Consider the following 14,349-nt stretch of genomic DNA (forward strand, 5'->3'; position numbering starts at 1 on the left):
CATATGAAATCGTTCATTATGAAACTAAATTGCCTATATATTGCCGGAGCACTGGCATTCGCTTTAAATTTTACAGGATGTACTAATCTGGACGAAAAGGTCTACTCATCTTATACAGATGAGAACTTTCCTTCTTCACCCGAACAATACGCATCTATGACAGGCCCGATTTATGTGGCTGCACAGAAACTTTTCGATAATAACCTCTACGAATTGCAGGAGATGGGAACGGACGAAATCTTTGTCCCTACCCGTGGCGGAGACTGGTATGACGGCGGACGTTATGTAGATATGCACTATCATATCTGGACTCCTTCACACATCCTGATAAAGAACGCATGGGATTCCGGTTTCAGCGGAATAGGAACCTGTAACCAGGTACTGAGCCAATTTGAAGCGCTGCCGGATAATGATGGGAAAGCACAAACGATCGCAGAGATTAAAATAATGAGAGCCTGGTTCTATTTTTATATGATGGATACTTTCGGCGGAGTCCCCATCGTAACAAAATTCGACCAAAGCGTAGAAGCACCGTCTGCCAATACCCGTCAGGAAGTATTCGATTTCATCGCAAAAGACCTGGAAGAGAATACCGAATATCTGAGTAATGAGGCCAACAATAAAACATACGGTCGTCCCACACAGGGAATGGCGTATACCCTGGCTGCCAAATTATACCTGAATGCCGAGGTATATACCGGCAAGCCGCAATGGGAAAAAGCCGAATATTATTGTGACAAAGTAATTGCATTGAACCAATATCAACTCGGCGATTACTTCGATATGTTCAAACCGGATAACGGAGCCAAAGATAAAGAGCCTATCTTCTCCGTTCCTTTCGATGCTAATAAAGCGAAAGGAAACCGTTGGTTCCTCCGTACGTTACATTTCAGTCACCAGAAAACATTCTCGCTGTCACAGGCTCCTTACAATGGCTGGTGTGTTGCTCCGGATTTCTTCGACTTTTATACGGATGACGATATCCGGAAAAAGATATTCCTGTACGGGCAGCAATATGATGCATCCGGAAATCCGATGATCTACAATGGGGTGAATGTTGTTCTGGATCCTTATGGTTTCGACGCCTTCGATGTGGGTGGAGCTGATGATAAAGGTCGTCTGGTCGGAGCACGTTGTATCAAATACTATCCGGATAAAGATGCTATCGGAGGTTGGGCTAATAATGACTTTGTCGTGTTCCGTTATGCAGATGTACTGATGATGAAAGCCGAAGCATTGCTCCGTCAGGGAAAAGACATAGCTACAGCTGTCGAATTAATGAACCAGATCAGAAGCAGGGCATTCCCGAATAACCCGGAAATGCTGTTTACCACCTCAACTTTAAACCTGGAATCCTTATACGAAGAACGGGGGCGTGAACTGATTTGGGAAATGCATCGTCGTGTCGACATGATCCGTTTCGGGAAGTTTGAAGATCCTATGCTCTTTAAACCATCTACAAAAGGAGAAGAATACAGGAGGATATTCCCTATCCCTACTTCTGTACTGGCCTCCAATCCGAATCTGGACCAGAATACAGGATACTAATATGAGACTGTGACAAAAACCAGAAATGGCACACAGATAACACTGATCAATTCATGTTATCTGCGTGCCATCTATCACTTTTACTACCCATTTTATACATAAATAAAAATATGAACAAAGCACTCATCATAGCAATCAGCCTGCTACATATTACTTTATCCCAGGCCGGAAATATTGATAAAGGATTCAGCATTGTGGATGATTCCTTAAAAATATCCGTTTCAGCTCCGCAGGATAAAGTTATCCATGTGCAAGTAGTACCTGTAGGTTCGCAGCCGGGTAAATCGTTGATAATACCGGAAACATCGGACCCCATTTCTGACTGTCAGGTTCAGAAAGGAGACGATTTCATCGCACTGAAAACATCTTCCGTCACAGCAACTTATTCCTATTCTGATAAAAACATCTATTTCACGGATTCGAAAAGCGGGAAAAAAATCCTTCAGGAGCAGGCACGTTCTTTCGAACAAAAGAATATAGCCGGTGAAACGGTATGGCAAGTGAAACAAACATTCAGGTTGCAGGCAGATGAAGCCTTATATGGCTTAGGTCAATACCAGGAAGGTATCATGAACTACCGGGGAAAGAAAGCCAAACTGGTACAGGCCAACATGGAGATTGTTAACCCATTTCTGCTGTCCACACAGCCATACGGCATTTTATGGGATAATTATTCCAAAACATTATTTGAAGATAATGAAAAGGGAGCCTCTTTCTGGTCGGAAGTGGCCGATGGCATCGACTACTATTTTATCTACGGTAACGACATGCATGAGGTAGTTGCCGGCTATCATCAACTGACGGGAAAAGTTCCAATGTTCCCTAAATCGGCTTTCGGATACTGGCAGTCCAAAGAACGCTACAAATCGTTCGATGAGTTAACTGATGTCGTAAAAGAATACCGTAAACGGCAGATACCGCTCGATAATATCGTACAAGACTGGGAATACTGGGGTGACCGCGAACATTGGAACAGCCTGAAATTTGATACAACCCACTTCAACCATCCCACCGAAATGATCCGCCAGCTGCATGACCGATACAATGTGAGCCTGATGCTTTCCGTATGGCCGGGATTCGGGAAAAAGACTGATATATACAAAGATCTGGAAAAGATCGGGGCATTGTTCGATGAACCGACCTGGGCGGACTATAAAGTCATGGATATATACAATCCGCAAGCCCGGCAACTTTTCTGGGATCATCTTTATAAAGGATTGTATCGCACAGGCGTCGACTCCTGGTGGATGGATGCGACCGAACCTTCTTTCCGCGAAGGTTTCACACAAGACAAACAGGAAGAGAAAACGAAATCGGCCGGTCAGACTCACATCGGTTCATTCGACCGCTATCTGAATGTTTACTCCCTCTTCTTATCGAAAGTCATGTACGAAAACCTGCGTAAACAAAGTGATAAGCGCGTTACCATATTAACCCGTTCCGCATTTGCCGGGCAACAGCAATATGCAACTGCCGTCTGGTCCGGAGACATCACCGCTTCATGGGAAGTATTCCGGAAACAGCTTCCGGCCGGATTAAACCTGTGTATGAGCGGAATACCTTACTGGACTACCGACATCGGCGGCTTTTTCGTTACGACAAGAGGCAGCCAGTTCACCAAAGGTCTTGCCGATCCTTCTTATAAAGAACTCTATCTAAGATGGTTCCAGCAGGGAGTATTCTCTCCTATTTTCCGTGCCCATGGCAGTAACGTACCCCGTGAAGTATGGCAGTTCGGTGAACTGGGCGATCCTTTTTATGAAGGATTATTAAAGATGATCAACCTGAGATACAACCTGCTCTCTTACATCTATTCATCAGCTTGGCAGGTAACGGCAGATTCCAGATTGATGATGCGAGGGCTGGTCATGGACTTCCCCAATGATCAGAAAGTACACAATATGGCAGATGCCTATATGTTCGGCCCTTCATTACTGGTCAAACCCATAACGAAACCGATGTACTACACGCCAGAGGGAATCATCAACAATCCTGACACCGAAGAATCTGTTTATTTACCCGGCCACGCAGGAAAATACTGGTTCGACTTCTATAATCAGCAAGTCTATAAAGGAGAGCAAACTATTTCATATCAAACTCCATTGGATATCATCCCCGTATTTGTAAAGTCCGGCTCCATCCTTCCGATAAACAAAGTAGTTCAATATGTCGGCGAACAAAAAGAGGAAGAACTGGAAATAAGGATTTACGGCGGAGCAGATGCCGATTTTGAACTTTACGAAGATGACAACAAGACATATGCTTATGAAAACGGCGTTTATTCCCTGATCCGGTTCCAATGGGACGATCAAAACAGGCAATTAAATATCTATGACAAAGAAGGTAACTTTATCGAATACCCCCAAAGAAGTTTCCGGGTAAGACTTTATATGCCAACAGATAACGGACAGAATATCTCCGTTCAGGAAAAACTGATCCATTATGAAAACAAGCATGTAAGTATTAATTTCAACGAAAACTAAATATATTCATAAAAAGACCGAATTCCGGATTTCTTCTGACAAAACTCAAGCACGTGATATTTAATGAATTGAGGAAAGATTCAAACATTCGTATCAGAAGAAATTCAGAATTCCGGTCATATCTACTCCAACCAACAGCTTTTATTATCAAAGTTACATAAATAACAAAAAGATCGGTTTTATAAATATACTCAAACTTTTTGACAAAAATAAGCGCCGAATAATAACAAACATATATAACAATTGATCGCTTCCAGAGAAATACAGAATACATATTTTAACATAACACTCAAACAAAAGAACTTCGACAACTCATTTTAAACAAATTTGCAACTCGTTTAAAACGAGAAAAAATTCCTTTTAAATGAATTAGAGTTTTATTACAGCGGAAAAAGCGTGTTAATAAGAGTGAATTTCTCAAGAGAGGCACCTTTAAACAAGTTATTTTATATGTTAAGCAGCATATTTGCACCTCTGCAAATAGTAAAAAAGTAATCAAGATTAAAGTATCATAATACATGAATACATATACTTTTTCAAGACAAACAACTCTATTCACTATATATCCGTTTCAGTTTAATCTCAAAAAAGCGCATCAACATATCAGCATGTAAATTAATAATTCACTTAGAATGGCTTTTACAAGAATTATTCCCATCCTATCCCATACAGCCTCGGCAAATCTATGATAAATTATCATTTTGATAAATATTGTTATCTCCGATTTTTATTTATCTTTACCCTATCAATTATTCGATATGGAGAATCTTTCAGAGATAAAGGAATTTAACAAACTGTTTTCGAACTATCAGGGAATTTTCATCCGTTTTGCTAATACTTACATTCAGGATGAAGATACTGCCGAAGATATAGTCATTGACAGCCTGATATACTATTGGGAAAACAGGAATTCTCTTACCTCCAATTCGAATATCCCGGCTTATATCATGGAAGTCGTCAAACATAAAAGCCTCAACTATCTACGTAACCAACGAATCCGGGAAGATATCGAACAAAATCTATGGACCCACATGGACAGAGTCAGGAGACTAAAAATCACGACATTGGAAGCCTGCGATCCGGAAGAGTTATTCAGTTCGGAAGCACAACGCCTGATAGACGAGACATTGGAAAGCCTCCCCGAAAAGACACGTACTATCTTTATTATGAGCCGGTATGAAAATAAAACTCATAAAGAAATTGCCGAACATCTCGGTTTATCGACTAAAAGCATTGAATTCCATATATCCAAAGCCCTCGGCGTATTAAGAAAAAGATTAAAAGATTATCTCCCGTTCTTTCTTATCTTCCTGAATTAATTAACAACGACCTTGTTTTTATTGAAAAAAGTAAGTTTTTCCATTAGGGATACATTTTAGTTATGTGCTTACTATATATGGAAAGAAAAATACTATATCGTTTTTTCGAAGGAAAAGCATCTCTTGAAGAAGAAAAAGAGGTTTGCGACTGGACGGAAGCATCTGAAGAAAACATGCAGGAATACATAAAAGAACGTAAGTACTTTGACCTGCTGCTTGTTCAGAACAAGAGAAACAGTACGCCGCATTCTTCTTCCGGAAAAGTGTTCCAACTGAACAGTCTAATCAAATATGCAGCAGTTGTCGCCCTGTTCATCATATGTGGCTTACAAGCCTACCGGATAACAAAAACGGAGACAGACCAGGAAATGAACACGATCACAGTGCCAACGGGACAAAGAGTTAATCTTTTATTGTCGGACGGAACAAATGTATGGCTTAATTCCGGAACTAAAATGAGATACCCAGCCTCTTTTACAAAAGGGAAAAGCAAGCGAAAAGTGACATTGGATGGGGAAGGTTATTTTGAAGTTGCCCAAGATGCCAAACGCCCGTTCGTTGTTCAAACCGGTAAATATGATATAGAAGTATTAGGTACTAAATTTAATGTGAATGCCTATAATAAAACCTCCTTTTTTTCTGCCGCATTAATGGAAGGTTCCATACAAATTTCAGATAAAACCGAGCCATCCAATAAAATAGTGTTGCGTCCACTGCAAAAAGCAGATTATATAGATGGTCAACTGAATGTTGTACAGATACAGAACTATGATATTTATCGCTGGAAAGAAGGTCTGCTCTGTTTTGAGAATATAGCGTTCAACGATTTGATGAAAGAGTTCGAAAAGACCTACGATATACAGATCATCAATAAAAACAAAAAACTGGAAAGTTATATTTGTAGTGGGAAATTCCGTATTTCGGATGGGTTAGACTTTATACTACATGTCCTCCAACGAGATGTCAGATTTAGTTTTACCAGGAATGAGAACAATACGATCATCTATATAAAATAACATGTCGAATCTTTAAATCATATCGCCCATGAAATAGCACATAAAGAAAAAGCGATAAATGCGGGAACATCTATCGCTTCATGACTAACACAATTATCAACAACTGTATTAATCTCTAATAATTACAAAGTTATGAATAAAGTATCTTTGTCGGGACCTTATTATCAAAAAAAATCACGACATAAACATTTTTTCAGAATCATGAGAATAACCTCATTCCTTTTGTTTGTACTGATATTTTCATTACATGCAATCAATTTGAACTCGCAGAATACGAGGGTGACCGTCCGGGCCAGCAATACTTCTTTAAAAGAAGTATTGAATACTATAGAAAAACAAACGGATTATCTATTTGTATATAATAATAATGTAAATACAAACTTAAAAGTCGCAGTAAATGCTACAAATCAGCCTGTAAAACAAATTCTCGATACCCTTTTACCATCAATCGGACTTAGTTATGTACAGGAGGGGTCCTACATTGTCGTTTCCTCTTCCCTTAAAGACGATGTGAAACAACAAAAAGTAACGATCAAAGGTATTGTTACGGATACAAAGGGAGAACCGATCATTGGCGCAAATATCGTGGAAAAAGGTACAACAAACGGTACTATAACGGATATAGATGGTAAATATAGTATAGAAGCCACATTATCTTCTATACTGCAAATTACTTATATCGGATATAATTCACTGGATATTCCGATTAATAACCGAAAAGCAATCAATATCCAACTAAAAGAAGATACACAGACCATCGATGAGGTAATTGTTGTCGGATACGGGGTTCAGAGGAAAGGGAATCTCACAGGATCAGTCTCCGCCATCAAGACAGAAAAGTTGACCACTGCCCCTATTGCTAATGTAACCAACGCATTAGCCGGACAGCTACCCGGTCTGTTAGCCAAGCAGAACAGTGGTAAGCCCGGTTCAGACGATGCATCGTTAAGCATTCGCGGTTTCGGTAACCCGCTGGTTATTGTTGACGGAGTAGAATCCAGTTTCAATAATATTGATCCGAACCAGATAGAGTCTATTTCAATCTTAAAAGATGGGGCTGCCTCCATTTATGGTGCCCGCGCAGGAAATGGGGTCATACTGGTTACTACTAAACGCGGACAAGATCAAAAACCGACAATTACATATAACGGCTCCTTTACTCTGCAAGGGGTTACCGATATGGTCAAACCGGCCAGTTCCGGACAAAGAACTCAAATGGAACGCGAAGCTTATCTACAAAGCGGCCAGCCTGAAGCCGGTGCACCCTGGACTGCAGAAGCTGTGGAGAAATTCTTTGCAGGAAATGATCCTGCATATCCTAATACCGATTGGTTTGATTATGTATTCCGTAAATGGGCTCCTCAGCAAAATCACAACTTATCTGTCAGAGGCGGTAGCAACAAAATAAAATATATGGGATACTTCGGATACACAGACCAGCAAACAATGATCAAAAAAAACGGAGGGGATTATAAGCGTTACAACATTCAATCGAATATGGATGCAGCAATTACTGATCGTATTAATCTGTCTATTGACTTGACTCTAACATACGAAGATCGTAATTTTCCGGTCAGAGGAATGGAAAACGATGGATATTTATGGCAGGATCTTTACAATACCAAACCCTGGTATCCTTCCCAGCTTCCTGACCCTACTAAATTGGCATGGGGAGGTATCGATGTGGGCAGTGTTGCTGCTACCTCCAACTCTGATCTGACGGGCTACAATCAAAACAAGCAGCGTGATTTGAGAGGAAGTGTTTCATTATCTTACGACTTCAAATACATCAAAGGATTGCAGGCCAAAGCTTTTATTAATTATATCGACAACGAACAGTATGTTAAGGAATTTACCAAACCGATAAAATACTATACTTATAATACTGCTACGGATACATATAATTATGCCGGTAATTTTAAAGAGAAAGCAGAACTCAGAGAAAGAATGTATCGCGGAAGTATATTAACTCAACAATACTCTTTCATTTACAATAATCTTTTCAACGATACACACCGTGTCTCCGGCCTGGCTTTATTTGAAAGCATTGATTATTCCAATAACAATTTCATGGCTTACCGAAAAGATTTCCTAACCCCTTCCATAGAGCAATTGTATGCAGGTAGCACATCAGGGATGAGCAACGATGGTTCCGCCAGTGAAATGGGAAGAGCAAGCTTTGTTATGAGAATTAACTATGCGTTCAAAGACCGTTATTTAATAGAAACCATTCTGCGTGCGGATGCATCCGCCAAATTTCCTAAAGATAGCCGATGGGGATATTTTCCCGGAGTATCTCTGGGATGGGTCGCTTCACAGGAAAGTTTCTTCAAACAACTGACATTCATTGACAACCTGAAATTAAGAGTCAGTTACGGTCAATCAGGAAATGATGCAGTAGGAAATTTTCAATATTTATCCGGATATGCGATGAGAGGAACCTATTTACTAGGAGATACGCCTGTTTCAGGACTTTATTCTACCGGTCTGGCCAACCCGTTACTCACCTGGGAGAAAATGTCTATCTATAACGGAGGTGTCGACTTTTCATTCTTTAACCGCAAAATACATGGATCGATCGAAGGTTTCTACCGGCAACGGGAAGGCATACCGGCAACTCGTATTCAATCGCTGCCTTCCACATTTGGCTCCGCTCTTCCCCAAGAAAACCTAAATAGCCTGAATGACCGCGGATTTGAATTAAATCTTGGAACAGCCGGGGAAACGGGGTATTTATCTTACGATGTCAGTGCAAACATATCCTGGTCACGTTCGAAATGGGATCATTATGAAGAACCGAACTACGAAGATCCGGATCAGAAACGGGTTTATCAACAGTCTGGACAATGGACGGATCGTGTTTTCGGATATGTCTCTGAAAAGTTATTTACCAGCCAAGAAGAAATCGATGCTTTGGATTACACCTACAGTGCATTAGGCGGTAATCATTCACTCCGACCGGGAGATATCAAATACAAAGACCTAAACGATGACGGCGTATTAGACTGGAAAGACCAAAAAGACATCGGTATGGGAACAATGCCGCATTGGATGTATGGGTTCTCCACAGAATTGAGATATCGTGACTTTGATTTTTCAGCATTGTTCCAGGGTGCATTCGGATACTATACCAACGCTTCCTTAGGCTTCGAAACAGAAGTAAAATACAATGAACGATGGACACAGGAGAATAATAATCCGAATGCACTGATTCCTCGTCTCGGTGGTTCAACATCCAACGGATGGACTTCTGATTATTACTACAAATCAACCTCTTATCTTAGACTGAAAAATGCATCTTTAGGATACAATATCCCCAAAAGAATACTGGATAAAGTAGGAGTCAATCAAGCACGTGTCTATGTTGCCGGAACAAATTTGTTCACCATTAGCAACATACGAAAATACGGTATCGACCCGGAAGCTCCTAATATTGGAAATAAACTAATGTATTATCCGCAACAGCGAACATTCAGTTTTGGATTAAACTTATCATTCTAACAGAAATAAAGTATCAATAATATGAAAAAGTCATTATTTATATTTTTAATCGGATTATGCAGTCTTACTTCCTGTCTGGACGACATCCTGGATAAAAAACCGCTGGATATCATTTCAGACGATGTTGTATGGAATGATCCCGTGATGATCGATGCTTATCTGGCACAACAATACATGTTAACAACAGTTTTCACCAATGAGGCCAGCGACTACATAGAAAGTTGGTCGGCAGGTTCTCCTGTCGATGGAAAGTGGGAAATCCATACAAGTGAACATGGCTATGGACCTTTAATCATCAACAATATTGCAGACGAAGGAAAAGGAGGATGGGAAATTTCCGGTAATGCAGGTAGTTACAAAACCGGAAAATTAAACATTAACGGAGGGTTTCTTGAATGGTGGGAATATCCGTACTATATCATTCGGAACTTGAATCAGTTTATTGAACGGGTCCCCGATTCACCGATTGAAAGTGAAGTAAAAACTCTACGGGTTGCAGAAGCACGTTTTATCAGGGCTTTCAATTATTTCTCAATGGTAAAACGTTATGGTGGAGTTCCCCTAATAATAAAAGCAGCCTCTCTGGATGATTCTGAAGAAGTTCTTTACCCTAAACGAAATTCAGAAAAGGAACTTTATGATTTCATTATATCGGAGATGGATGCGATAGCAGAAGACCTGATTGGAACAACTGATTTCGGACGCCCTACAAAATGGGCGGCACTCGCATTAAAAAGCCGGGCGGCTTTGTATGCCGGGAGTATAGCACAATTCGGTTCTATGCAATTAAATGATTTGCTGGGTATTCCGCAAAGCCAGGCTTCGGACTATTACCAGAAAGCGTTTGATGCTTCCCAGGCAATCATCAACAGTGGAGTTTTCCAGTTATATGATCAGGATAGCGATAAATCTCTTAACTTCAGAAATATCTTTATAAAGAAAAGGAATAGTGAAGTTATATTTGCCAAACAACACAATTATGTAGATGCTTTAGCCGGAGGAGGAAACACCTGGGGATACGATTTTTGTCAACGTCCCAAACCACATGGATGGAATCTGGGTATGGGAAATACTCCTTATCTGGAAATGGCAGAAGAATTTGAATATATCGACGGAAAATCAGGTAAACTAGACAGAAAAGCCATTCAGGAAGGATTATGGAGTATGGAGGAACTATGGGGCAATAAAGATCCCAGGTTTCTTGCTACCATATATACGATGGGAAGTAGCTGGAGAGGTGGCATTGTTGACTTCCACAAAGGTCTCATTGGCGGAGATGGAAAATTATATGAAAATGATGGAGAAGGCTACGAAGGTATAAATGCCCTGGGAGATCAAAACATCAATGCCGGTAACTTCGGTACAGGTTTCGGAGTCATGAAATACTTGGATGAGAATGTTGATATTGGCAGTACATGGTCTAATTCTGGTACGGATTTCATCGTATTCCGCTTTGGGGAGATCTTACTGAACTATGCAGAAGCAGCTTTCGAATTAGGAAAAACAGGAGAAGCTCTTAACGCAGTCAATCAGATACGAACAAGAGCCGGTATCTCAACTAAAACATCAGTCGACCGTCAGTCAATACGTCATGAACGAAAAGTTGAACTTTCTTTTGAAGGGCACAGATATTGGGATCTACGTCGTTGGAGGGAAGCAGAAACAACTTTGTCCCAATCGTTTTCAGGGTTAAGGTATATACTTGATTTTAATACAAGAAAGTATAAACTTATCGTATTGGAGGATATTGACGGAGTAAATACGCCTCCACGTTTTTACAAACAAAATTACTATTTCCCTATTACATTGAAAAGAACCGGAGCTAATGCTAACCTCTTAGAAAATCCTGGCTATAATTAATTTAAAAAGATCTTTCCGCATATAGTGGAAAGATCTTTTTATTCTCTTTTACAACACCTATCTATCAAAATGAAAAAAATACTTTTGTTTTTAGCTATAATACATCTTTCATGTATTAATTGCATACAAGCTCAATTGAGCGAAGTCGAAGATTTATGTAGAAAATCCTCGATCCAACAGTCGAATATGTGGTGGAAGAACTCTATCAGAACCGAATCGCCTTTGATTTTTGCGGTACGGACAAACAAATATGCATTTGAGTTCGATTACGAAAAGCTCACTTTCAATAGCTTTTCTATTGCCAATACTAATACAGGAGTTACCAATGAGCCACCTCGGATATCTTTCGGTATTGAAACGTATGGCAAACTTTATCCATGCACGCACTCTTCCTTACGAACCGAAGATTGCCAGCTTATCCATACCGGACGGTTCCTGCAACATCGTTTCATCAACTGGATACCGGAGTTAACCGGTTGCGATCCTTATAACAGTGGTCTGGAAATCATATCCTGGAACGACCGCTTAACTCTTTCTTTACGCATTATTCCAACAGTGATACAACGTTCCAACGCTATTGTTATCAAATATTCCATCCCTTCTACTTATATAAAACAAACTTCACCTGAAGGATGGGCAGTATATAAACATATGGCAGGAACAGACGGATATATAATAACCGGATCGACCGATAACACGTTTCTTTCATTTTCCGGAAACAATATAGAAGCACGTTTACATTCTGATCAAAAACTGCAACCAGGACAACTCTATCAGACCGGACTAATCATCTATCCGGTAGAGAATCTGGAGAAAGAATTAGTGGGTATTATCAATCAGGAAACAAATCCGCTAAAAGTGACTGCAATACAAACAGACCCTGTTAGTTCTTCTCTAGAGACTCAATACGATCCGGTCATTGGGTGGCATTCGATTCAACTTCGCAATGATATCTCAGGAAATATAACAAAGGATAATGACCGGATGGAACGAATCAAATTTACAATCGAAAATGATAATCCCAAGGAGGCTACCATCAGATTGAATTTTTCAAAAGAGAAAGAAGTCTATGCCGTTCCCGGCATATCCGGAATAATAAGGGATAAAGAAGGTTTTCCTACTGGCATCCCTATTCAGTTATCAAAAAACTGGCATACTACCGACTTTAACAATTATGACTCTCATCTTTATAAAGGTCCGTGGTTTCATGGCCTCAGCGTTCTTCAAATACCAGCAAAAAGTAAAATTACACTTGAGTATTCTAGTGTTAATGCACATTGGGGAGGTATACCTGCAGCATCTCATGCCCAGCTTTGTCTTGTTGGTTGGGGAAGCAATCAACAATGGGATCAATCAGCCATCGGAGCATGGGGAGAAAGTATATGTTATGAACCGGACCTGGATCAAGCTTCAGCAGCAGTTTTAGATATTCGTCCATTATTAGTTATCGATCCAAAAGGAAAACAATGGAATTGGACAGGCAATGTAGGGGGGGCCGATATTCTTTATCTCAAACAGAACAAAGGTGGCAGGGCGTGGCATACAGAAATGAAAACAGATTACAAACGTTATTGCCCGAATCTGACTGAAGTCATATATTCTGGTAATATGTTAGATAATAAGATTGAATTCCAGTATTCGACATCCATTACCCGATCCGATGATATCAACAGAGGAATCTACAAAATCCAAATGAAAGTAAATGAAGATGTAGAATTCGAAAAGTTAGATATATTCCAGTTAGGAGCCACAACCTATCATTATGGTTTTTCCAAAGAAATAGCCTTAGGAAACGAAAATGGCTTAATAAAAAAGTGGAAAGCCAATAACAATACAAATTCCGTATATGACAAAAGTATAAAGCCTTTTAACGGGAATACCCCCTGGGTGTTTCTATACGACTCACCCATCAGCAAAGATCAGGAAGGACGTTTTATTTCAGGCAACCGTGGTTTTATAGTCCGAAGTTGGAAATCAGTGATTAAAGGAAAAAATAATATACGTCCTCATTGGCATGAATACAATACGACCGAAGGAAATCACGGAGATCCTTGCTCTATTATCACAGTAACTCTTCCAGAAACATGCCGTTCTTTATCTGCCGGAGACTACATAGAGGCAGAAATAGAACTGATCGTTACACCTTTAGAAAGTAGTGATTACTATGGGCCAAATGTCAATTTCAAAAAAGCTTTGTCAAAGTTTACAAGCAAATGGGCGCTTGCTTACAGAGAAGCAAAAGGGAATAACATTATTATAACTCCACTAACAGGAATAGTTAAAGCAAGTTATCCTATTGTTATATCGGCTGTAAATAATGTTGTTCATTTTAAAACGAAAGGGGGAATCGGCTATGTTCCTATCACGATCCAAGAATTATCTACTTACAAAAATCCTGTCTTATATATCAAAGAAGGAAAACAATGGGTACAAATGGATCAGTCTAAATACGGTAACGATTACTGGCAAACAGACTTCAATCCTATATCCGGCACTTGGGAAATCACCTATAATATCAACATGGATTCACCGGGAGATAAAGCGATGGAAAGAGAATATAAATTTGAAATAAAAGACAATTAAATAGACTATTAGAATATGTTCGTTTAGCACGAACATATT

General features: G+C 39.8%; 7 protein-coding genes. All 7 read left to right on the forward strand.

Annotated elements, in window-relative coordinates:
- Nucleotides 1-18 precede the first annotated feature (18 nt).
- Entirely contained in the window at nt 19-1,548 is a 1,530-nt protein-coding gene (locus NBH14_RS01455) for a RagB/SusD family nutrient uptake outer membrane protein (protein ID WP_186961257.1), read from the forward strand.
- 110 nt (nt 1,549-1,658) lie between these two features.
- Nucleotides 1,659-4,031: a glycoside hydrolase family 31 protein gene (locus NBH14_RS01460; protein ID WP_186961256.1), complete on the forward strand. Its 2,373-nt coding sequence runs from the start codon at nt 1,659-1,661 to the stop codon at nt 4,029-4,031.
- Nucleotides 4,032-4,789: 758 nt separating this feature from the next.
- The gene (locus NBH14_RS01465) at nt 4,790-5,350 is read left to right on the forward strand and encodes an RNA polymerase sigma-70 factor (protein WP_186961255.1); all 561 of its coding nucleotides are present in this window, start codon (nt 4,790-4,792) and stop codon (nt 5,348-5,350) included.
- A 77-nt stretch (nt 5,351-5,427) separates the two neighbouring features.
- Entirely contained in the window at nt 5,428-6,366 is a 939-nt protein-coding gene (locus tag NBH14_RS01470; RefSeq protein ID WP_186961254.1) for a FecR family protein, read from the forward strand.
- Between the two features lie 201 nt (nt 6,367-6,567).
- On the forward strand, nt 6,568-9,867 hold the full coding sequence (locus NBH14_RS01475) for a TonB-dependent receptor (RefSeq protein ID WP_186961253.1): 3,300 nt from the start codon (nt 6,568-6,570) through the stop codon (nt 9,865-9,867).
- A 21-nt stretch (nt 9,868-9,888) separates the two neighbouring features.
- A complete protein-coding gene (locus tag NBH14_RS01480) occupies nt 9,889-11,727 on the forward strand; it encodes a RagB/SusD family nutrient uptake outer membrane protein (protein WP_186961252.1) in 1,839 nt (612 codons plus the stop codon).
- Nucleotides 11,728-11,913: 186 nt separating this feature from the next.
- Entirely contained in the window at nt 11,914-14,310 is a 2,397-nt protein-coding gene (locus NBH14_RS01485) for a hypothetical protein (RefSeq protein ID WP_186961251.1), read from the forward strand.
- Nucleotides 14,311-14,349: the final 39 nt, after the last annotated feature.

It is taken from the genome of Parabacteroides caecihominis (assembly GCF_023656785.1).
Lineage (GTDB): Bacteria > Bacteroidota > Bacteroidia > Bacteroidales > Tannerellaceae > Parabacteroides > Parabacteroides segnis.